We start from the raw sequence: 19,881 nt of genomic DNA on the forward strand, positions 1-19,881 counted from the left end.
TGCCTTTGATGACCAATTCACTCGGGCCCTAAAGCCGATAAAGAATGAATCCGGCCGACAATGGGTCGCGCCGCATCGCGGTCGATCAATTTTCCGTGTAGCGCCTGCTAATTTAGCGGAAAGGCAAAATTGTGGCTGCCAACTGTCAAAAGTAGGCGTCGAACTCTGAGGCGCCAACTGCGCATGAAAAAGCCCGGCCAACCGATCGCTCAGAGCGAACAATTGGCCGGGCGAATAGAGTGCCGGCTGGTAGGCTGACTGCGGCGCCTCAGGCGCTCAACATCAGATCCATGTTCTGCACGGCAGCGCCCGAAGCGCCCTTGCCGAGATTGTCGAGCAGAGCCACCAGATTGACCTGGCCAGTGCCCGGCGTGCCGAACACGAACAGCTTCATCGTATCCTTGCCGGCGAGCTCGACTGCGTTGACACGCGGCAAGGCGCGGCTCTCATCGAGCGAAACGACCTGAACGATATCCTGGCCGGCATAATGAGCCACCAGTGCGGCGTGAATGCTTTCCAGCGTCGCGCCCTCTGCCAGATCACCCAGGTGCAGCGGCACCTGCACGATCATGCCCTGCGCGAAGCGGCCGACGGATGGCGAAAAGATCGGCGCGCGATCGAGCAGGCCATGCGTCGTCATTTCAGGCACGTGCTTATGGGTCAGCGGCAGGCCGTAGAGGAAATGTGGCGCGTCGATCGCATCCGGATGATCCGCATTTTCCATCTGGGCAATCATCTGCTTGCCGCCGCCGGTATAGCCGGAAACGGCATTGACCGTGACGGGATAGTCGGCCGGAAGAATGCCGGCGGCACGCAGCGGCCGGATAAGGCCGATTGCACCTGTCGGGTAGCAGCCCGGATTGGCGACGAAGCGCGCAGACTTGATCTTGTTGCCCTGATCGCTGTCCATTTCGGCAAAGCCATAGGCCCAGTCCGGATGGATGCGGAAGGCGGTGGAGGTGTCGATGACGCGGACATTGTTGTTGGCCGCCACCATCGTCACCGCTTCCTTCGACGCATCGTCGGGCAGGCAGAGAATGGCGATATCGGCACTGTTCAGCATGTCCTCGCGGATGGCGGCATTGCGCCGCTCGGCTTCCGGAATGGACAGAAGCTCGACATCGCGGCGGTCGGCCATGCGCGTGCGGATCTGCAAGCCCGTGGTTCCGTGTTCGCCATCGATGAAGATCTTCGGTGCCATTTTATATCTCACTTTTTCAACAGGTTGAGAGTATTTCCGGATTCAGTTTGCCATGCAGTTGATTCAAAATGATAACAGCTGGATTTGTCCGATCATGATCTTGTCCGAAAACCGTTTCATACTTTTCGGGATCATGCCTAACGCCCAGCCGCACGCCTTTCAGCGTGGAGACCGAGCATATACATCGCCACCGTTGCCCCTGCAATGGCGGTGATATCGGCATGATCATAGGCTGGTGACACTTCAACGACATCGGCGCCCCTGATGTCGAGTTGATGCAGCCTTTGCAGCACCGACAGGATCTTCGCGCTGGAGGGGCCGCCGGCCACCGGCGTTCCCGTACCCGGTGCATAGGCCGGGTCCAGGCAATCGATATCGAAGGTAAGATAGGCGGGCGAGCCCTTGGTGTGAGAGATGATCGTCGAGGCGATTTCGGCAGCACTCATTTCCTCGACCTGGTGGCCATAGAGAATATGGATGCCGAAATCATCGGGCGCATGCGTGCGGATGCCGATCTGAAGGGAGCGATCGGGATCGATCAGCCCTTCACGCACGGCGCGGGCGACGAATGAACCGTGGTCGAGCCGCTTGCCATCATCGAACCAGGTGTCCTGATGCGCATCGAATTGCACCAGGGCGAGGGGCCCATGTTTGGCGGCATGTGCCTTCAGCAGCGGCCATGTGATGAAATGATCGCCGCCGAGCGTCAGCATGAATGCGCCGCTGTCGAGGATCGTGGTGGCCTGTCGCTCGATAGCGCCGGGTGTTTCCTGATGATTGCCGTAATCGAGCAGGCAGTCGCCATAGTCGATGACGGATAGCTCGGCGAAGAGATCGCGATTGAACGGATATTGCGGATCATTGTCGAAGATCGCCGAGGCGCGGCGGATCGCCTGCGGCCCGAAGCGCGTTCCCGGCCGGTTGGAGGTCGCCGCATCGAAGGGGATGCCCCACACCACGGCATCGACGCCCTCAAGCGATTTGGTAAAGCGCCGGCGCATGAAGGAGAGCGCGCCGGCAAAGGTCGGGTCGCTGGCGGCCGAGGTCAGGCTGGTCGCGGTGAAGGCGTGGTCAATCGACGTGCTCGGCAAGGGCCTCTCCTTTGCTCGCATGGAAATCATAGGCCCGTTCTACCTTGGCTATGCGAACCTTATATTGCTCGTACCAGCGCTCACGGCCCAGTTTCTGCGCGCCCAGATGCGACACGACATTCTTCCAGGCGTGGATGCTCTTCTCATCCCGCCAGAAGGAGATTGTGATGCCGAAGCCATCGGCGCCGCGCGCGCTCTCAAGCCCGAGACAGCCGTCCTGTGCCAGCGCCAGCGTTTCCATGCGTTCGCCCATGGCGCCATAGCCATTGTCTCCCTCGGTGCGGATGGAGGAGAAGGAAACGATGTAGTAGGGCGGCTCGGGTGTGTTTGCAAAATGCGATGATCTGTCTGTGCTCATGGCGTGCCTCTTCGGGCGAACGGGAATCGCGGGTTTGATGTGAATCGTAAGGGAATGGGCCTCGATGGATTATTTGCCCGATCTCGCGGTGCATTGATATTCCTTTTTCACGCAGGCGATCTGCGGCGTGGAGCATTGGGCCAAGCGGTCTGTGACAACACAGTAGGAACAGCTGTCGGTGAAAGCCTGGCAATCCGTGTTCGCCTGCAGAAAGTCCCGCATGCTCTGCATCTCCACCGCCTTCTCCGGAGGCGGTGGCACGGTATCGTCGCAAAGGGCCGGCGACATGCCGGCCATTACAAACAAGATGGGCAAAGCGAATCTGAGCATGTGCATCCCTCACTTAGAAGGTCCGAGCCTGCATCAAAAGCATGACTTCTTCGACAGATATGCACTTTTGCCGTGCAAGTGTAAAAAGAAAAAGGCCGGGCAAACCCCGGCCTTTCCAAATCCGATCCCGGCTAATGACTTGGTACCGGTTTTTGGGCGGTTCTAGCTTCTCCTCCGCAGGTGCCAAAGGGCAAACAGCGTCACAAGAGCCATGACGGAGCAATAGCCGGCTAGCGGCCATGCCGTATCTCCTCGGAGGAAGACGACGAACAAGGTGCCGACAAGGCTGACGATCAGGCTCTCCACGCAGAAGTAGAGTGCCACTGCTGTCCCCGCCGTATTGCCGAAGGCTTGAAGTGCGCCATTTGCCGTGACCGCCGTCGTAAAGACGATGCCGATGGCAATGATCCACATCGGCAGAACGAAGCTGACAAACGACGGAACCAGAAGCAGTTCTCCTGCCGCAAGCAGCAAAGCTCCGGCGAGCAGCAGCATCATCCCCCTGGCAAGACTGCCGGCCAAACCCCATCGTTTGACGAAGCCTCCGGCAAAACGCGCCGTGACGATCATCACCACCGCCGCGGTCGCGAAGGCAAGGCTGAAGGAGAGGCTCGAGAAACCGGCCCGATCGATCAGCACGCGCGGCGCGGTCGAGAAGAAGACGAAGAAGGCGCCCATGGCCGCGCTGAAGCCGATCGTGTAGGTCCAGAAGGAAAAATCCTTCAAGATTGGGCGAAAGGCTGTCCTTTGCTTCGATTCGACGATCGGCCGGGTTTCATGCCATCGCAGGATGGCATGAAGGATAGCCAGTAGTGTCAGGATGCCGAGAATCAGGAATATGACACGCCATCCGAAGTGATCCGAGATCAAGGCGCCGAGGATTGGGCCGAGAGCCGGCACAAAAGAGAGCATGGCACCCAGCAGGCTATAGATCACGGCGCTTTCCGGACGTTCGGCATAGACATCCCGCACCGTTGCAAAGGTCGCAACCAGCGCCGCCGAGGCCCCCACCGCCTGCAGCAGGCGCAGGACGACGAAGAGGCTGGCGGAGGACGTTCCCGCGAGCAGGAAGGATGCGGCGGCAAACAGTGCCGCACCGCCGATGAGCACGGGCCGACGTCCGACAATGTCGGAAAGTGGCCCAAAGACGATCTGGCCCGCGCCGAGCGTGAGCATGTAAAGGCTGAGGGTCAGCTGGATGACGGCCGGTGACGTATCGAGCGCACGCGGCATGATCGGAACGGCCGGGAGGTAGATATCCATTGCGAGGGACGCAAGAATATCGAAAGGCGCCATCAGCAGCAGCGCTGCCGACAGGCGGTAGTTCCACGTTTGGGTTTTTGAAGGCATGAGTAGACACCCGCTCAAATAACTGGATTTGGCGGCAGCCTGTCTTTCATCATGGTCAGATTGGCTGTGACAGACGCCGCAACAACAAAAAGCTGCTGCGGCCTATCTGTCTGCGGACTTGGTGCTTCCCATCGTCTGGTCCTGTCTGCGGCTTCGGCTATTGCGAGGCGCTGCGCTTATCTACCAGCAGCGTCCGAATGCGACAATGCGCAAAAGAAAAAGGCCGGGTTTGCACCCGGCCTTTCCAAAATCCGATCTCGGATAAGCGATTAACGCTTCGAGAACTGGAACGAACGACGTGCCTTCGCACGGCCGTACTTCTTACGCTCGACGACGCGGCTGTCGCGGGTCAGGAAGCCACCCTTCTTCAGGACCGAGCGCAGGCCCGGTTCGAAGTAGGTGAGGGCCTTGGACAGGCCGTGACGAACGGCACCGGCCTGACCGGAAAGACCACCACCGGCAACGGTAGCGACGATATCGAACTGGCCATCACGGGCAGCAGCGAAGATCGGCTGACGCAGGATCATCTGCAGGACCGGACGGGCGAAATAGTCCGTGTAGTCCTTTTCATTGACGATGATCTTGCCGGAGCCGGCCTTGAGCCATACGCGGGCAACAGCATTCTTGCGCTTGCCGGTTGCGTAGGAACGGCCAAGCGAGTCGACCTTGCGGACGTGAACCGGAGCAGCAGCTTCCGATGCCGTGCCGAGATCCTTCAGGGAAGAGAGATCAGCCATTATCAGGCGCTCCTTACATTCTTCTTGTTCAGCTTGGCGACGTCGAGAACGACGGGCTGCTGGGCTTCATGGGGATGGTTCGAGCCGGCGTAAACGCGCAGGTTCTTCATCTGGCGACGGCCGAGCGGGCCGCGCGGAACCATGCGTTCGACAGCTTTCTCAACGACGCGCTCCGGGAAGCGGCCTTCGATGATCTGACGAGCGGTACGCTCCTTGATGCCGCCGGCATAACCGGTGTGCCAGTAGTAAACCTTGTCTTCGTACTTCTTGCCGGTAAGGACGACCTTGTCGGCATTGATGACGATGACATTGTCGCCGTCGTCGACGTGCGGCGTAAAGGTAGCCTTATGCTTGCCACGCAGACGCATTGCGATGATAGAAGCGAGACGACCAACAACGAGCCCTTCGGCGTCGATGAGGATCCACTTCTTCTCCACCTCTGCAGGCTTCTGGGAGAAGGTTGCCATGTTGCATACTCTCTTTATAGGACCCTTGGCCCGAAGGCGCTTGGGCGTTTCTTGTTGCTTGATTTGGCTTGCTTTATGCCGGCCAAAAAGAAAGCAGCCCGGAAAGGCTGCAATCTTTGGCGGCTTATAGAGCGAACCGATATCGGCGTCAATATAGCCGAATTTTGCAATCTCAAAAATTTGTCAACAAAATCAATGTGTTGTTTATATGGTATAATTATACCACACATTTAAGTCGTCAACCCAGCCGCAAAACCAGGACGCCAGCGGCAATGATCGCGCCGGCAACGTAGCGCCAAATGCTTGATCGCTCCTTCAAGACGAGAACCGATATGACCAGCGCGAAGAGGATCGACGTCTCGCGCAGGGCAGCGACCATGGCGACAGGCGCCTTGGTCATCGCCCATAAAGCCAGCCCGTAGGAGACGATCGAGCCGCCGCCGCCGATAAGCCCACGCCACCAATTATAGCGGATGTGAGCGGCCACGGCATTGATGCCACGCTGCGAGATCGCCCATATGAATAACAGAACCGGCGGCAGGAGCGACATCCACAGCGTATAGGAGATCGAGTTGCCGGATATCCGTGCGCCGATGCCGTCGACATAGGTATAGGTCGCGATGACAATGGCATTGGCAAGCGCCAGCAGGATAGCCCGGCGACTGCCCTTCCGGGCTTCGAAAGCAAGTGTCAAGATACCGGCGCAGATCGTCATCGTGCCGATCAGCGCGCCGCCTGACAGTGATTCCTTGAGGATGAAGCTGCTTGTGGAAACGATGATCAGGGGTGCCACACCGCGCATCAGCGGGTAGACGAGGCCGATGTCGCCCGCACGATAGGCGGCCGCGACGAGCTGGAAATAGGCAAATTGCAGAATGGCCGAGGCGCCGATAAACGGCCAGGCCGCGGAAGCCGGCATGGGCAGGAATGGCAGCAGGGGCAGGGCTGCAACAGCGCCTCCGGCCGAGACCAGTGCGGCATCGAGCGATTTGTCGGTGCCGGCCTTGATGATCGCATTCCATGTCGCATGCAGCAGGGCGCCGAAAAGGACAAGGGCGATGACGTCGAGTGACACGAAAACCTCGGAAATTGGCTAGGAGACACAAAAGCTTGGTAATTTGTGGGAGTTTGGCTTTCATATGCTCCGCAATCCATCAGAAAGCAACGAAATATGCTGTCTTATGAGACTTGTCCTGCAAGGGAATATTTGGGACACGGGCTTGAATGGAGGCGTTCGCTTTAGGTTCCGATCGCGCCTCTTGATATTATGTATTACTAATTTATTGGAGTATGAATCGCGAACAAACATCGCATGTGATGTGAACGCATGGGTAGAATTAACTCATTATGGTGCAGTTGGTACTGCCGTCCGATGCGGCCATAGAATAAAAACGCCTGCGAGAAGTTGTTGAGTTGAAATGATCCTCTATTTTCTCGTTATGATTGATTTTGAGTTAAATACAGTGGAAAATTTTGCAAATAATGTAAACTATTACAGATTACCGATTATCGTTACGTCAATGCCATGCACTAGCTTTTCGGTGACGGTTTTAAGTATAAAACTGAAATACACCTATCAAAATTGGTGTAAAGCGGCCTAAAACCAAAAAATATTCTGTGGGAAATTTGTGACTGTGCACATAAAGCTGCGTTCGCAATCGGTTCTCATTTCAGCCGCCATTTTATTAGTAATAACTAATTGGCATGCGAATGAATGGAGAACAAAGATTGCATTTCACGAGAACGCATTTGAGCCGCATCTGGGAAACCTATGAAAGCGCTTTGACAGCTACCCCGCGCCTAGGTCCACGACAACCTCTGCATGGTCGCTGCGTCGGCAGCGCTCCATGCCCAGAACAATCAGTGGTCGTAAGCGACTGTATGCGCCGCGCCCGAAGTAACACCTAGCGCATCACAATCACCGCCGGAAAATCAAATCATCGTCATCAAGGTCGGTTGTCGGCCGGCATATGTAGACGGGGCAGGAGGCCCGGTCTTTTGTGGGCAGATAATCCTGATCGGCATAGTAGCCGATGTCGCACGCGCCGCTGTCTGCGACATAGCGGTCATAGAGTGTCATGTTGGGCGTTCTTTTGGACGGGTAGCGCATGATCACGGCCCGTTCGCGATTGATAGTCGCCTTGGCCTCGGCGCAGGTCATCGACATGGAGTTGTAACGGGAAATCGCCAGAGCCGGCGTCGCGGCCACCGTAATCAGTAGGCCCAGGAGAACGATCTTTTTCATGGGGTTAATCCTCCCTGAAGTTGTTATAATGCAATATATACGTAGAGGCTGCGGCTGCGGTTTCTATGTTTGCGGCAGAAACGCAAGTTCGATCGAGTAGGGAGGCTTCGTGATGAACCACGACACTTATGACGATTCCTATATTGCCGATATCCTTCTTTCAGTCAGGACCATCGCGGTCCTCGGCGCTTCACCCAATCCCGCGCGGCCGAGCAACGGCGTGATGGCCTATCTGCTCAACAAGGGCTATCGCGTCATTCCTGTTAATCCCGGCCAGGCCGGCAAGGAAATCCTCGGGCAATGGGTCTATGCGCATTTGGCCGATATTCCCGAGCCGGTGGATATGGTCGATGTCTTTCGTGCGCCCGAATATCTGCGGTCGGTCGTCGAGGAGACCATCATGGTCGATCCCCGTCCGCCGGTGATCTGGGGTCAGCTCGGCGTGCGTGACGACGCGGCGGCGGCAAGAGCCGAGGCTGCAGGCGTCAGGGTCATCATGGACCGTTGCCCGGCCATCGAATATCCGCGTCTGGTTGCCTGATCCGAGATGGCGCCGGCCGTGGACAATCGGCCGTTTATCGCGCGATCTCTCTGAAATATGGCAAGTTTTTTCCGCGAGCCGAAGAGCACGGCAAAGTTCGCGGTTAACTTTCATGTTCCGACCGCTATGATCTTGCCACGACAAAGACAATCTGGCGGGAGGAAAGATCATGCCGACGAACAACCCTGGTTTCGATACGCTGGCAATCCATGCAGGCGCGCAACCGGATCCCACCACCGGGGCCCGCGCGACGCCGATCTATCAGACGACATCCTTCGTTTTCCAGGATGCGGATCATGCCGCAGCACTCTTCGGACTGCAGCAGTTCGGCAATATCTATACCCGCATCATGAACCCGACCCAGGCTGTGCTTGAGGAGCGGGTGGCGGCCCTTGAAGGAGGAACGGCAGCGCTTGCCGTAGCATCTGGTCATGCGGCCCAGCTGCTCGTCTTCCACACCATCATGCGGCCGGGCGATAATTTCGTCGCCGCCAAGCGACTTTATGGCGGCTCCGTCAATCAGTTCGGCCAATCCTTCAAGAACTTCGATTGGCGGGTCCGCTGGGCTGATTCGGCCGATCCGTCGAGCTTCGAAGCGCAGATCGACGATCGCACCCGTGGCATCTTCATCGAGAGCCTCGCCAACCCCGGCGGCACTTTTGTCGATATTGCAGCAATCGCTGCCGTTGCCCACAAGCACGGCCTGCCGCTGATCGTCGACAATACCCTGGCGAGCCCCTATCTGATCCGGCCGCTGGAGCACGGCGCCGATATTGTCGTGCACTCGCTGACGAAATTCCTCGGCGGCCACGGCAATTCCATGGGTGGCATCATCATCGATGGCGGTACGTTCGATTGGTCGGCTTCGGGCAACTACCCCATGCTGTCAGAGCCAAGGCCGGAATATAATGGTGTCGTGCTGCACGCGACCTTTGGCAACTTCGCTTTCGCCATCGCCTGCCGCGTTCTCGGCCTGCGCGATCTGGGGCCGGCAATTTCACCGTTTAACGCTTTCCTGATCCTGACCGGCATCGAGACGTTGCCGCTACGCATACAGCGCCATTCCGACAATGCGATCGCCGTGGCGCGCTGGCTGAAGGGGCAAGAGAAAGTGGCGTGGGTCAACTATGCCGGCCTTGAGGATGACCCGAACCACGCATTGCAGCAGCGCTACTCCCCCAAGGGAGCAGGGTCGGTCTTCACCTTCGGGCTGAAAGGCGGCTACGAGGCGGGCAAGGGTCTGGTGGAGGGGCTGGAACTCTTCTCCCATCTCGCCAATATCGGTGACACCAAGTCCCTGGTCATCCATCCCGCATCGACGACGCACAAGCAGCTGACCGACGAGCAGAAGGTCGCTGCCGGTGCCGGGCCCGATGTGGTGCGCCTGTCCGTCGGCATCGAGGACGTCAAGGATATCATCGCCGATCTGGAGCAGGCACTGGCGAAGGTTTGATGCGGCGGGTGGCAAAGCGTTAAAACCCGCCGCGTGTCGCCAAGTCAGATTGAATTCAGGGAAACTCGCTGCTCGAGTTTGGCGGCGGTTTCCCTTCGCTCGCTGTAGCGATCGGTGAGATATGGCGAGGCGTCGCGGGTGATGATGGTGAACTTTACCAGCTCTTCACAGACGTCGACGACCCTATCGTAGAAAGCCGACGGCTTCATACGGCCGTCAGCATCGAATTCCTGATAGGCCTTGGCCACCGAGGACTGATTGGGGATGGTGATCATCCGCATCCAGCGGCCAAGCACACGCATCTGGTTCAGTGCGTTGAAGGACTGGCTGCCGCCCGACACCTCCATGACGGCGAGGGTCTTTCCCTGCGTTGGGCGGACGGAACCGATGGAGAGCGGAATCCAGTCGATCTGCGCTTTCATGATGCCCGTCATGGCTCCATGGCGCTCCGGACTGACCCATACCTGACCTTCAGACCATTCGGACAACTCGCGAAGTTCCTTCACCTTCGGATGGCTCGCCGGCGCCTCGTCGGGGAGGGGCAGGCCTTTGGGATCGAACATCCTGACCTCGCACCCAAGGCGTTCCAACAGGCGGCGGGCCTCATGGGCGAGCAGACGGCTATAGGAGACCTCGCGCAAGGAACCATAGAGGATCAGGATTCGCGGTCTATGCGTCGAGAATGCCGGGCGAAGCGCATCGAGATCCGGCTGGTGCAGGTGCCCGGCATCCAGGGCGGGGAATGTCTCAGACAATGCGCTTGCCTTTCTCATCGAGGACCTTCTCGCCGTCTTCCTTGATGAATTCACCCTTATGGGTGTCCGGAAGTATATCGAGTACGAGTTCGGATGGCCGGCTCAACCGTGTTCCGAGTGGACTAACCACGAAAGGGCGGTTGATGAGGATGGGGTCCTTGAGCATGGCATCGATCAATTGCTCGTCCGTCAGGGTCGGGTCGTCGAGGCCAAGTTCAGCATAGGGTGTTCCCTTCTCGCGGATCGTCTGGCGGACTGTAAGGCCTGCGTCGGAGATCAGTTTGGTCAATTGCTCCCGCGATGGCGGCGTCTTCAGATACTCGATCACCAAGGGTTCGATCCCGGCGTTCCGGATCATCTCCAGTGTGTTTCGGGAGGTCCCGCAGGCGGGATTGTGGTAGATGGTGACGTTCATGATGACGTCCTTTCGCTGACTGTATTTTTGATGACTGCGGGGCTGGCCTCGTACCAGCCTTTGGAACGGTTCACGATCCAGACGACCGAGAGCATCACGGGAACCTCGATGAGGACGCCGACGACGGTCGCAAGCGCTGCGCCCGACTGAAAGCCGAACAAGCTGATCGCGGCCGCCACTGCGAGCTCGAAAAAGTTGCTGGCACCAATCAGGGCCGACGGACCGGCCACGCAGTGCTGCTCTCCGGACATGCGGTTCAGCAAATAGGCGAGCCCTGAATTGAAGTAGACCTGGATCAGGATCGGAACGGCCAGCAATGCGATGATCGTCGGTTGCGCGATAATCTGCTCTCCCTGGAAGCCGAACAGAAGAACGAGAGTTGCCAGCAATGCCAGGAGGGATAGCGGTTGCAGCTTTGCCAGGAGGGCGTCCATCGCGCGAGTCGACCCCTCGGCTGTCAGATATCTGCGGATAATCTGCGAGATCGCTACGGGAATGAGAATGTAGAGCGCCACCGAGATCATCAATGTATCCCAGGGAACGGTAATGGCGGACAGCCCGAGCAGCAATCCCACGATCGGCGCAAAGGCCACGATCATGATTGCGTCGTTCAGCGCCACCTGGGAAAGGGTGAAGTGGGGCTCGCCTCTGGTCAGATTGCTCCAGACGAAAACCATGGCCGTACAAGGTGCCGCAGCAAGGATGATCAGCCCCGCGATGTAGGAATCGATCTGATCTGCCGGGAGAAAGGGATGGAATAGCCAGCCGACGAACAGCCAGCCCAGCAGAGCCATCGAGAACGGCTTGACGGCCCAGTTGATGAACAGCGTGACACCGATCCCGCGCCAATAGCTCCCGACCTTCGCAAGTGAACCGAAATCGATCCTCAGCAGCATCGGAATGACCATCAGCCAGATGAGGATGGCCACGGGAATATTGACCTTGGCGGCTTCGGCTGCGCCGATGGCATGGAATACACCGGGCACTAGGTGGCCAAGAGCGATGCCGGCAACAATGCACAAAAAGACCCAGACGGTCAGATATCTCTCGAAAGTGGACATCAGCCTGCCTTCTCGGATTTGACCGATGCACCTTCAAGGGCGCTGATCTGCCGAAGCTTGTGTTCCTGCGCTATGCGACTGCCGCCCGCCTTGCTGAGCATCGACCCGGCGAGAATAGAGCGTGCGGAATTGCCCGTGCACAAGAAGAGCGCGCTGTAGGTCCTAGCGGTCATGGTCATGTTCCGTGGTTAGGTCGGAGGTCGAATGGTCGCCGGCGGGCAGCATGGCGTAAGATCGGCGATCAAGGGCGCGCACAATTCCGCATTTCCCCCGCAGCAGTCCTTAAGAAGGAACAGCGTCAGCGCCCGAAAACCTTCGAGATCAGCACGGTAGATTATGGAGCGGCTCCGGCGTTCGCTTCGCACGATGCCGGCTCGAGACAGGGTCCCCAGATGCGCGGACATCGTGTTCTGCGGAACATCAAGCATTCGGGCCAGTTCGCCCGCTGGGATTCCATCCGGCTCCGATTTGACCAGCAGGCGAAAGGTTTCGAGCCTTGTCGTCTGCGCCAGGGCGGCCAGCGCCGCAATTGCATCTGTTGATTCCATATATCCAGAATAATGGATATATAGATCTTGTCAACTGGAGAGCCGTGACTGCCTCCTGCATTTGATTATCTTCAAGACCGAAGCGGCTTGGCCGCGTCGCGGTATTCGTCTGGCTCACCTATTTCGAGGCGCCGCAATCCGGCAAAGGGCTGAAAAAGCCGATGGGCTATCTTTGACGGCCTGTCGTTTCGTGCTTGTCTCGATCCGGCAGCTACGAGAAAAGCAATGCAGGCGAGCAATGAGGAGGCATTCATGACGACATATCTGCGACTGGATATCGATGGCGTCGAACCGGAAGCGGGAACGCCTGCCGCAGATCGGCTCGTTTCGGGGGCTCCCGCGTTTCGCACCTGGAACCTCGAAGAGGCCGATGGCGATCTTTATGCAGGCATATGGGAGGCGACGCCGGGCAAATGGAAGATCATCTATGACGAGTGGGAATACTTCCATATCCTCTCGGGCTACTCAATCGTGACGGCGGACGACGGCGAGACTTTTCATCTGCGTGCAGGCGACCGTCTCATCTTGAAGCCGGGCTTCAAGGGGACATGGGAAGTCATTGAAACGACTCGCAAGGATTATGTGATCCGACTTTGAAAAGTTTGTTGAATCAAAACATGAAGTTCGATGTTGCGAATTGCCCGAAGCGGCCCATTCCATGGGGTTCCGCATCGGCCGCGATGATTGCCGCAGGTTGTGTCACCGCCGCTTCATTAAACTGTCATCAAACTGAAACAATGCGGCATTAGAGCCATCACTGTCGCTAGGAGATTGAGGTGGGGTTCTTAACCGATGGGATACTCCGTGCTCAGCTCCTGCTTGCCATCCTTTCATCACTCTGGGAAGTGAGTTCAATCATGTTGAATCAGAAATTTCGTTCGCTCTGCCTGACTGCAGGCTTCATCGCGGCTATGTCCGTTTCGGCCTCGGCTGCCGACATCACGGGCGCCGGCTCGAGCTTCATTGCTCCGGTTCTGTCCAAGTGGGCCGAAGGCTACAAGGCTGCGACGAACAATGTCGTCAACTACCAGTCGGTCGGTTCGGGCGCTGGCATCAAGCAGCTCCTCGACAAGACCATCATCTTCGGCGCTTCCGACAAGCCGATGAGCGACGCTGACCTCGAGAAGAACGGCATTGCCCAGTTCCCGATGATCTCCGGCGGTATCGTCGTTTCCTATAACGTTGCTGGCGTAAAGCCTGGCGAACTCGTTCTCGACGGCAAGACGCTGGCTGACATCTTCCTCGGCAAGATCGCCAAGTGGGACGACGCGGCTATCAAGGCTCTCAACCCCGACGTGAAGCTGCCTTCCGCTCCGATCTCGGTCGTTTATCGCGCCGACAGCTCGGGCACGACCTTCAACTTCACCGACTACCTGGCCAAGGTTTCGCCGGAGTGGAAGGAAAAGGTTGGTTCGAACACGGCTGTTGAATGGCCGGTCGGCTTCGGCGCCAAGGGTTCTGAAGGCGTTTCCACCACAGTCAACCAGACGGCTGGTTCGATCTCCTACGTTGAATATTCCTACGTCGTCGCCAACCACATCGGTTTTGCGAAGATGAAGAATGCTGCCGGCAAGGTTATCGAGCCGAGCCTCGACACCTTCAAGGCTGCTGCTTCCAACGCTGATTGGGCCAAGGCCAAGAACTTCAACCTGATCATCACCAATCAGCCGGGCGAAAAGAGCTGGCCGATTGCAGCTTCGACCTGGGTTCTGCTCTACAAGAAGCCGGCTGATCCTGCTCTCAACGAAGAAGCGCTGAAGTTCTTCAAGTGGTCCTATGAGCATGGCCAGAAGGACGCAACCGCCCTGTCGTACCTCGCGATCCCGGAAAGCGTTGCTGCGATCGTCGAGAAGTCCTGGAAGACGGACTTCGGCACGAAGTAATCTGTGCTGAGTTAAAAGTTACGGCGGACAGGGCATGGCCCTGTCCGCCTTCGTGACAGGACAAGGGGAAATCGATGGCTGATGCGACTCAGACGGCTGGCTTCCAGGGACTGGATACCAGCGCCAGCACCAGGAAATTCCGGATACAAGACCGGATTTTCTACTTTATGACGCTTGGCTCGGCTGCTCTTGTCGTGCTTCTGCTGCTGGCAATCATCGTGGTTCTCATCATCGATGCCCTGCCGACCTTCCAGGCCTTCGGGTTTTCGTTTCTATGGGGCACGAAGTGGAGTGCTCCTGCCGATATCTATGGCGCCGTACCTGCCGTTGTCGGCACGCTGGTGAGCTCGCTCATCGCCATGCTGATTGCCGTTCCCTTGGGCATCGGCATCGCCATCTTCCTCACGGAACTTTGCCCTGGCAGCCTACGACGTCCGATCAGCACGGCCATCGAGCTTCTGGCTGGCGTTCCCTCCATTATCTACGGCATCGTCGGCTTGTTCATTCTCGTGCCGCTGATGCAGAACTATATTCTGCCGTTTCTTATCATGACGATCGGCGAAGTGCCGATTATCGGCCTGCTTTTCCAGCCGCCGGCACCGGGTGTCGGCCTGCTGACGGCAAGCCTCGTGCTGGCCGTCATGATCCTGCCGTTCATCACCGCGATCTCCCGTGACGTGTTCGGAACGGTGCCGCCGATGCTGCGTGAATCCGCCTACGGCATGGGCATGACGACATGGGAAGTGGCTCGCTACATCCTGATCCCCTACACACGACGCGGTCTCGTCGGCGGCATCATGCTCGGCCTCGGCCGCGCGCTTGGCGAAACCATGGCCGTCACCTTCGTCATTGGCTCGGTCAGCCGTCTGCAATCGTCGATAATCTCGCCGTCCACCACCATTTCCGCCCAGATCGCGAACAACTTCGGCGATGCCGACGGTCTGCAATTGTCGAGCCTTATTGCGCTCGGCCTGCTCCTGTTCGTCCTCTCCTTCTGCGTGCTTGCGGTGGCGAGATGGATGATCGGCCGCGGCGACGCGCTTTGAGGGAAAAAGCCATGGAAAATGCAATTCGTCAGAACATCGTGTCGCGGCGTTACGGAAAGAACCGGGTGATGATGGCCTTGTGCTTCATCGCGGCCGTCCTCGGCATATTCTTTCTCAGCGTGATCCTTGTCAGCCTGGTTTACCGCGGTGTATCGGCGCTGAGCCTTGACGTGTTCACCATGTCGATCCCGGCCCAGGGCTCGCGCGGCGGCCTGATCAACGCGATCTACGGCACCGTGCTGGTCACGGGCTGCGCCATCCTGATCGCCGCGCCGATCGGCATTCTCGCCGGCACCTATCTGGTCGAATATGCCAACGGCAGCAAGCTTGCCGAGGCCGCCAAGTTCCTCAACGACATCCTGCTGTCCGCGCCTTCGATCATCATCGGCGTGTTTGTCTATGGTGCGGTTGTCGTGCCCATGCGCGGCAACTCTGCCTTCGCCGGCATTCTCGCGCTGGCGCTGATCGCCCTTCCTGTGGTAAACCGTACTACACAGGACATGCTATTACTCGTGCCGAATGCGCTTCGGGAGGCGACTGCCGCGCTCGGCGCGCCGCGCTGGAAATCCATGGTGATGGTGATTTACCGTTCCGCCTGGACGGGCATTCTCACCGGTATCCTGCTGGCCGTCGCCCGCATCAGCGGCGAAACCGCACCGCTTCTCTTCACAGCCGGCTACAGCAAGTTTATGAATGCAGGCTTGACCGGTCCAATTGCCACGCTGCCGGTTGCGATCAATACGCTCGCCGCCGATGCAGGCGAGGATCTGAAACAACTGGCCTGGGCCGGCGCGCTGATCATCACCGTAGCCATCCTCGCCCTCAACATCCTTGCCCGTGTCTTGAGTGGGCGCCGCCAATGACGCAGCCGCCGAACGATAGGAATGAGACCATGAACATGAGCGACAGCAATTTCCAGAGCGTCAATGCACAGCCGGGGAAGGACGCCGCGTCCCAGTCGGATCTCGGCGCGCTCGCGAAACTCGAGGTGAAGAAACTCGATTTCACCTATCAGAACGGCCATCGCGTTCTGAAGGACGTGAATATGAACATCCGCAAAAATGCGGTCACCGCGTTCATCGGCCCTTCGGGTTGCGGCAAGTCCACGCTGCTGCGCACGTTCAACCGGATGTATGATCTTTATCCCGGCCAGACGGTTGCGGGCGAGATCCTGCTCGATGGCCGCAACATTCTCACCAAGGACGTCGATCTCAACGATCTGCGCGCCAAGGTCGGCATGGTGTTCCAGAAGCCCACGCCGTTCCCGATGACGATCTATGAAAACGTTGCCTTCGGCATCCGGCTCTATGAAAAGATCTCAAAGGCGGAGATGGACGTCCGCGTCGAAGCCGCGTTGACGGAAACGGCACTGTGGAGCGAAGTGAAGGAAAAGCTGCACCAGAGCGGACTTGGCCTTTCCGGCGGTCAGCAGCAGCGCCTCTGTATCGCCCGCGCCATTGCCCTTCGCCCGGAAGTCCTCCTGCTCGACGAACCGACCTCGGCTCTCGACCCGATCTCGACCGCCAAGGTCGAGGAACTGGTGTCGCAGTTGAAGGGCGAGTTCACGATCGTCATCGTGACGCACAATATGCAGCAGGCAAGCCGTATCTCCGACAGCACCGCCTTCATGTATCTTGGCGAGCTGATCGAATATGGCGCCACCGAGCAGATCTTCCAGGCACCGAAGGTCAAGCGCACGGAAGACTATATCACCGGTCGCTACGGCTGATACGACCTGGGCATCGCTTTCGTTGATTTGCAATGGCGCGCTGATCAAGCGCGCCATTTTGCATTTCGCGGCGCGAATGCTGCTTTCCGGTCACCAGGCTGCACTCGACCGCCAGAAAAGACGCTGCGGTTACATCCCGGCAAGCTTACCCAGGCGTCTTAGCGCGTGAATCTGGTCCTCGATCGTCGGCACCAGTTCGCCGCCATCCGTATCGGGCGGCGTATCTGCCGCCTTTGCGGTTTCCGTCTCGTTGAAGACGATGGTGCAATTGCGCCCTGCGCGCTTGGCGGCGTAAAGCGCGCGGTCGGCCGACGAGACGAGCCGGTCCCAGCTGACGGTGTCGCGCGGCATCATCGCAAGGCCGACGCTAACTGTCGCCGACACCAGCGAGGGACCCGCGAGCAATGGAACACGGCAGAAATCGGCACGAATGGTTTCCGCCAGCGCTTCCGCCTGCGCCTGATCGTCTATCGGCACGAAGGCTACGAACTCCTCGCCGCCCATCCTGCCGAATGCGCCATTGCGCGGAACGAATTGGCGCGCGATACGGGCAAATTCCGTGAGGACCATGTCGCCGGTCTGGTGGCCGTGGCGATCGTTGATCGATTTGAAATGGTCGAGATCGAACAGCAATGCGGCAAGCTTCTGTGGCTGTCGCTGTTTGTCACTGACGAGAATATCGTAGCTCTCCTGAAGGCCGCGCCGGTTCAGGACGCCCGTTAGCGTATCGGTGATGGAGATCGCCCGCCAGCGGCGTTCGGAGCGTTCCATCAGCAGCTTGCCGTTCAAGACGATGGCGACGATGACAATGAGTGCATAGCCGAGCGCGGCGTAGCCACGGTAGATCAGGGCCTCTTCCAGGGTTGGCCTCAGCAATGACATCCAAACACCGGAGAGGAAACAGAAGCAGGCAAGCGTCATGAAAACGACGCCGAGCTGTCCGCGCGCCGGCTCCCGGCGCCCTTCGCCCGGATGCACGGCAAAGGCAAGCAAAGTTGCGCCGGCGGCGCCGGCGAGATCGTAAAGAATGACGCGATTGACGAAGTTGTCGCTGACCCAGGGCAGGCTGACGCCGACGAGCCAGATGGCTGGCGGCAGCAACGCCGACCATTCAAGCCTGCGCTTGTCCATCCAGCGGAAACCGGCGATCCATGCGCTTTCACCAAGTAGGGCGACGGCATTGCCGATCTGGATCGACCATATGTCAGGAATGATGCCGCGAGCCGCGACCATGGCAAACCCGATAGCGCTGACGCTGAAGCCCAGGGCCCACATCAGATAGGCGGGGGATTGGCGGTCATGGCGCCAGGCAAGCAGGAGCACGGTTGCCAGGGTGATGGCTTCGGAACACCAGATGGTCAGCCCTGTGGTCATGTTAAGCACGATCGGCATTTCTCCCGGCCAGGGTCTTCTCGTCTGCGCGAAAGGCGGGACGGTTCCTGTAATGAGCTTATCCTTACCGAATAAGATGGTAAGTTCCTTAAGTGTCTTGGTAAATTTTACTTGTGGCCGCGCGCTTGCCGCATGGCATGGTCCTTCACGTTTTCTTCATCTTGCTGCCGGGAAAAGCGGTGGGTTGTGCCTGGCGCCGTCCTTAGCCACTTGGCGTTACAAAAACGGCCATTAGAAATGCTTTGTCAACGCTTCCTGGGGCATTAGTGCTTTTTGAGGTTATGCTTTCATGCGTCTTGAAGTGCAGGGCAGGGACACTCTATGTAGGGATAAAGGAATTTTGTTCGATTCCCGGTGTTTTTGTCGCCGGGGCAAGCTTGGTAAAGGACGCACATGAGAAATCCAGTTGATACAGCTATGGCTCTGGTGCCGATGGTTGTTGAGCAGACCAACCGTGGGGAACGGTCTTACGACATCTATTCCCGCCTGCTGAAAGAACGTATCATCTTCCTGACCGGCCCGGTCGAAGACCACATGGCAACATTGGTGTGCGCACAGCTCCTCTTCCTCGAGGCAGAAAACCCGAAGAAGGAAATCGCGCTCTACATCAATTCGCCGGGCGGCGTCGTCACCGCTGGCATGGCGATCTACGATACGATGCAGTTCATCAAGCCTGCCGTTTCGACGCTCTGCATCGGGCAGGCTGCATCCATGGGGTCGCTGCTGCTTGCAGCCGGCGACAAGGACATGCGTTTCGCAACGCCGAATTCCCGCATCATGGTTCATCAGCCCTCGGGCGGTTTCCAGGGGCAGGCTTCGGATATCGAACGCCACGCGCGCGACATCATCAAGATGAAGCGTCGCCTGAACGAAGTTTACGTCAAGCATTGCGGCCGGACCTACGAAGAGGTCGAGCAGACGCTCGATCGTGACCATTTCATGTCCTCGGATGAGGCCAAGGAATGGGGTCTGATCGACAAGGTATTGACGTCGCGTACCGAAATGGAAGGTGAAACCGCCGCGTGATTATCCACGTGACGGTGCCTTCCATGCCACAGTTCTATCCCATTTGTGAACGAATAGGGGTTTAATGTGGAAGAGAACGCGGTAATAGTATGCATTCATGCTATGTAGCGTTTTTGTGACATGGCATTCGGCATTCGAAGGGGAATCGTTGCCACGCAGTTCCGGTGAGCCGGGCCTGCGTTCAGTACCCCGAAGGGCGCCGCGATCTGCCAGTAACGAGGGGCAGGTCCGGCGGGCGCATTGAGTGGACCGC

22 protein-coding genes and 1 pseudogene are annotated in these 19,881 nt (G+C 58.2%); 9 read left to right on the plus strand and 14 right to left on the minus strand.

What is annotated here, in order from left to right:
- Positions 1 to 268: 268 nt before the first annotated feature.
- From argC to ACQZ6F_RS15405, 3 genes are all read right to left on the minus strand, one after another.
- On the minus strand, positions 269 to 1,201 hold the full coding sequence (gene argC, locus ACQZ6F_RS15395) for an N-acetyl-gamma-glutamyl-phosphate reductase (protein ID WP_449093459.1): 933 nt from the start codon (positions 1,199 to 1,201) through the stop codon (positions 269 to 271).
- A gap of 137 nt (positions 1,202 to 1,338) precedes the next feature.
- On the minus strand, positions 1,339 to 2,292 hold the full coding sequence (gene speB, locus ACQZ6F_RS15400) for an agmatinase (protein WP_449093458.1): 954 nt from the start codon (positions 2,290 to 2,292) through the stop codon (positions 1,339 to 1,341).
- Positions 2,273 to 2,650 carry an antibiotic biosynthesis monooxygenase family protein gene (locus tag ACQZ6F_RS15405; RefSeq protein WP_449093457.1) on the minus strand — a complete coding sequence of 126 codons (378 nt, stop codon included), beginning with the start codon at positions 2,648 to 2,650 and terminating at the stop codon, positions 2,273 to 2,275. The genes speB and ACQZ6F_RS15405 overlap by 20 nt, the downstream gene beginning before the upstream one ends.
- A 178-nt stretch (positions 2,651 to 2,828) precedes the next feature.
- Between ACQZ6F_RS15405 and ACQZ6F_RS15410 the strand changes: the two genes are divergently transcribed.
- Positions 2,829 to 3,146 carry a hypothetical protein gene (locus tag ACQZ6F_RS15410; RefSeq protein WP_449093456.1) on the plus strand — a complete coding sequence of 106 codons (318 nt, stop codon included), beginning with the start codon at positions 2,829 to 2,831 and terminating at the stop codon, positions 3,144 to 3,146.
- Here ACQZ6F_RS15410 and cml read toward each other — a convergent pair.
- The 5 genes from cml to ACQZ6F_RS15435 all read right to left on the minus strand — a co-directional run bounded on the left by cml (position 3,143) and on the right by ACQZ6F_RS15435 (position 7,779).
- Positions 3,143 to 4,330, minus strand: coding sequence for a CmlA/FloR family chloramphenicol efflux MFS transporter (cml, locus tag ACQZ6F_RS15415; protein ID WP_449093455.1), 1,188 nt, complete (start codon positions 4,328 to 4,330; stop codon positions 3,143 to 3,145). The two genes, ACQZ6F_RS15410 and cml, sit on opposite strands and share 4 nt — an antisense overlap.
- 269 nt (positions 4,331 to 4,599) lie before the next feature.
- Positions 4,600 to 5,067, minus strand: coding sequence for a 30S ribosomal protein S9 (gene rpsI, locus ACQZ6F_RS15420; RefSeq protein WP_068385833.1), 468 nt, complete (start codon positions 5,065 to 5,067; stop codon positions 4,600 to 4,602).
- Positions 5,068 to 5,069: 2 nt separating this feature from the next.
- Entirely contained in the window at positions 5,070 to 5,534 is a 465-nt protein-coding gene (rplM, locus tag ACQZ6F_RS15425; RefSeq protein WP_068385834.1) for a 50S ribosomal protein L13, read from the minus strand.
- 238 nt (positions 5,535 to 5,772) lie between these two features.
- Positions 5,773 to 6,609, minus strand: coding sequence for an EamA family transporter (locus ACQZ6F_RS15430; protein ID WP_077470095.1), 837 nt, complete (start codon positions 6,607 to 6,609; stop codon positions 5,773 to 5,775).
- Positions 6,610 to 7,452: 843 nt separating this feature from the next.
- A complete protein-coding gene (locus ACQZ6F_RS15435; RefSeq protein WP_077470096.1) occupies positions 7,453 to 7,779 on the minus strand; it encodes a hypothetical protein in 327 nt (108 codons plus the stop codon).
- A 112-nt stretch (positions 7,780 to 7,891) separates the two neighbouring features.
- Here ACQZ6F_RS15435 and ACQZ6F_RS15440 point away from each other — a divergent pair, with 112 nt between their 5' ends.
- Both ACQZ6F_RS15440 and ACQZ6F_RS15445 read left to right on the plus strand, forming a co-directional pair.
- Positions 7,892 to 8,320 carry a CoA-binding protein gene (locus tag ACQZ6F_RS15440; protein WP_077470097.1) on the plus strand — a complete coding sequence of 143 codons (429 nt, stop codon included), beginning with the start codon at positions 7,892 to 7,894 and terminating at the stop codon, positions 8,318 to 8,320.
- Positions 8,321 to 8,489: 169 nt separating this feature from the next.
- The gene (locus tag ACQZ6F_RS15445; RefSeq protein WP_449093454.1) at positions 8,490 to 9,773 is read left to right on the plus strand and encodes an O-acetylhomoserine aminocarboxypropyltransferase; all 1,284 of its coding nucleotides are present in this window, start codon (positions 8,490 to 8,492) and stop codon (positions 9,771 to 9,773) included.
- Between the two features lie 44 nt (positions 9,774 to 9,817).
- Here ACQZ6F_RS15445 and arsH read toward each other — a convergent pair whose 3' ends face one another.
- The 5 genes and pseudogenes from arsH to ACQZ6F_RS15470 form a co-directional block, all read right to left on the minus strand.
- A complete protein-coding gene (arsH, locus tag ACQZ6F_RS15450; RefSeq protein WP_449093453.1) occupies positions 9,818 to 10,546 on the minus strand; it encodes an arsenical resistance protein ArsH in 729 nt (242 codons plus the stop codon).
- Positions 10,521 to 10,943, minus strand: coding sequence for an arsenate reductase (glutaredoxin) (gene arsC / locus ACQZ6F_RS15455; RefSeq protein ID WP_449093452.1), 423 nt, complete (start codon positions 10,941 to 10,943; stop codon positions 10,521 to 10,523). The genes arsH and arsC overlap by 26 nt, the downstream gene beginning before the upstream one ends.
- Positions 10,940 to 12,004 (minus strand): ACR3 family arsenite efflux transporter, encoded by a 1,065-nt coding sequence (gene arsB / locus ACQZ6F_RS15460; protein ID WP_449093451.1) that lies wholly within the window; start codon positions 12,002 to 12,004, stop codon positions 10,940 to 10,942. The genes arsC and arsB overlap by 4 nt, the downstream gene beginning before the upstream one ends.
- A 74-nt stretch (positions 12,005 to 12,078) precedes the next feature.
- Positions 12,079 to 12,177 (minus strand): annotated as a pseudogene (locus ACQZ6F_RS15465) (arsenate reductase ArsC); the annotation flags it as partial.
- A gap of 15 nt (positions 12,178 to 12,192) precedes the next feature.
- Positions 12,193 to 12,552, minus strand: a complete 360-nt coding sequence (locus ACQZ6F_RS15470; RefSeq protein ID WP_077470102.1) for an ArsR/SmtB family transcription factor — start codon at positions 12,550 to 12,552, stop codon at positions 12,193 to 12,195.
- Between the two features lie 252 nt (positions 12,553 to 12,804).
- Here ACQZ6F_RS15470 and ACQZ6F_RS15475 point away from each other — a divergent pair, with 252 nt between their 5' ends.
- The 5 genes from ACQZ6F_RS15475 to pstB all read left to right on the plus strand — a co-directional run bounded on the left by ACQZ6F_RS15475 (position 12,805) and on the right by pstB (position 17,210).
- Positions 12,805 to 13,149, plus strand: a complete 345-nt coding sequence (locus ACQZ6F_RS15475; protein WP_449093450.1) for a cupin domain-containing protein — start codon at positions 12,805 to 12,807, stop codon at positions 13,147 to 13,149.
- Positions 13,150 to 13,409: 260 nt separating this feature from the next.
- Positions 13,410 to 14,435 carry a phosphate ABC transporter substrate-binding protein PstS gene (gene pstS / locus ACQZ6F_RS15480; protein ID WP_077470103.1) on the plus strand — a complete coding sequence of 342 codons (1,026 nt, stop codon included), beginning with the start codon at positions 13,410 to 13,412 and terminating at the stop codon, positions 14,433 to 14,435.
- Positions 14,436 to 14,509: 74 nt separating this feature from the next.
- Positions 14,510 to 15,481, plus strand: coding sequence for a phosphate ABC transporter permease subunit PstC (pstC, locus tag ACQZ6F_RS15485; RefSeq protein WP_077470104.1), 972 nt, complete (start codon positions 14,510 to 14,512; stop codon positions 15,479 to 15,481).
- A gap of 11 nt (positions 15,482 to 15,492) precedes the next feature.
- Positions 15,493 to 16,344 carry a phosphate ABC transporter permease PstA gene (pstA, locus tag ACQZ6F_RS15490; protein ID WP_077470105.1) on the plus strand — a complete coding sequence of 284 codons (852 nt, stop codon included), beginning with the start codon at positions 15,493 to 15,495 and terminating at the stop codon, positions 16,342 to 16,344.
- A gap of 29 nt (positions 16,345 to 16,373) precedes the next feature.
- The gene (gene pstB, locus ACQZ6F_RS15495; protein ID WP_077470150.1) at positions 16,374 to 17,210 is read left to right on the plus strand and encodes a phosphate ABC transporter ATP-binding protein PstB; all 837 of its coding nucleotides are present in this window, start codon (positions 16,374 to 16,376) and stop codon (positions 17,208 to 17,210) included.
- Between the two features lie 129 nt (positions 17,211 to 17,339).
- Here pstB and ACQZ6F_RS15500 read toward each other — a convergent pair whose 3' ends face one another.
- Positions 17,340 to 18,602: a diguanylate cyclase domain-containing protein gene (locus ACQZ6F_RS15500; RefSeq protein ID WP_449093449.1), complete on the minus strand. Its 1,263-nt coding sequence runs from the start codon at positions 18,600 to 18,602 to the stop codon at positions 17,340 to 17,342.
- Positions 18,603 to 18,995: 393 nt separating this feature from the next.
- On the opposite strand from ACQZ6F_RS15500, the gene clpP reads away from it, so the two are divergent.
- On the plus strand, positions 18,996 to 19,628 hold the full coding sequence (gene clpP, locus ACQZ6F_RS15505; protein WP_068385855.1) for an ATP-dependent Clp endopeptidase proteolytic subunit ClpP: 633 nt from the start codon (positions 18,996 to 18,998) through the stop codon (positions 19,626 to 19,628).
- Positions 19,629 to 19,881 lie beyond the last annotated feature (253 nt).

The organism is Rhizobium sp. A22-96, assembly GCF_053521805.1.

Excerpts from the sequence above, each read along its gene's own strand:
- argC (WP_449093459.1), bottom strand. The coding sequence starts at position 1,201 with ATGGCACCGAAGATCTTCATCGATGGCGAACACGGAACCACGGGCTTG.
- ACQZ6F_RS15405 (WP_449093457.1), bottom strand. The coding sequence starts at position 2,650 with ATGAGCACAGACAGATCATCGCATTTTGCAAACACACCCGAGCCGCCC.
- cml (WP_449093455.1), bottom strand. The coding sequence starts at position 4,330 with ATGCCTTCAAAAACCCAAACGTGGAACTACCGCCTGTCGGCAGCGCTG.
- rpsI (WP_068385833.1), bottom strand. The coding sequence starts at position 5,067 with ATGGCTGATCTCTCTTCCCTGAAGGATCTCGGCACGGCATCGGAAGCT.
- rplM (WP_068385834.1), bottom strand. The coding sequence starts at position 5,534 with ATGGCAACCTTCTCCCAGAAGCCTGCAGAGGTGGAGAAGAAGTGGATC.
- ACQZ6F_RS15435 (WP_077470096.1), bottom strand. The coding sequence starts at position 7,779 with ATGAAAAAGATCGTTCTCCTGGGCCTACTGATTACGGTGGCCGCGACG.
- ACQZ6F_RS15440 (WP_077470097.1), top strand. The coding sequence starts at position 7,892 with ATGAACCACGACACTTATGACGATTCCTATATTGCCGATATCCTTCTT.
- ACQZ6F_RS15445 (WP_449093454.1), top strand. The coding sequence starts at position 8,490 with ATGCCGACGAACAACCCTGGTTTCGATACGCTGGCAATCCATGCAGGC.
- arsH (WP_449093453.1), bottom strand. The coding sequence starts at position 10,546 with ATGAGAAAGGCAAGCGCATTGTCTGAGACATTCCCCGCCCTGGATGCC.
- arsC (WP_449093452.1), bottom strand. The coding sequence starts at position 10,943 with ATGAACGTCACCATCTACCACAATCCCGCCTGCGGGACCTCCCGAAAC.
- arsB (WP_449093451.1), bottom strand. The coding sequence starts at position 12,004 with ATGTCCACTTTCGAGAGATATCTGACCGTCTGGGTCTTTTTGTGCATT.
- ACQZ6F_RS15470 (WP_077470102.1), bottom strand. The coding sequence starts at position 12,552 with ATGGAATCAACAGATGCAATTGCGGCGCTGGCCGCCCTGGCGCAGACG.
- ACQZ6F_RS15475 (WP_449093450.1), top strand. The coding sequence starts at position 12,805 with ATGACGACATATCTGCGACTGGATATCGATGGCGTCGAACCGGAAGCG.
- pstS (WP_077470103.1), top strand. The coding sequence starts at position 13,410 with ATGTTGAATCAGAAATTTCGTTCGCTCTGCCTGACTGCAGGCTTCATC.
- pstC (WP_077470104.1), top strand. The coding sequence starts at position 14,510 with ATGGCTGATGCGACTCAGACGGCTGGCTTCCAGGGACTGGATACCAGC.
- pstA (WP_077470105.1), top strand. The coding sequence starts at position 15,493 with ATGGAAAATGCAATTCGTCAGAACATCGTGTCGCGGCGTTACGGAAAG.
- pstB (WP_077470150.1), top strand. The coding sequence starts at position 16,374 with ATGAACATGAGCGACAGCAATTTCCAGAGCGTCAATGCACAGCCGGGG.
- ACQZ6F_RS15500 (WP_449093449.1), bottom strand. The coding sequence starts at position 18,602 with ATGCCGATCGTGCTTAACATGACCACAGGGCTGACCATCTGGTGTTCC.
- clpP (WP_068385855.1), top strand. The coding sequence starts at position 18,996 with ATGAGAAATCCAGTTGATACAGCTATGGCTCTGGTGCCGATGGTTGTT.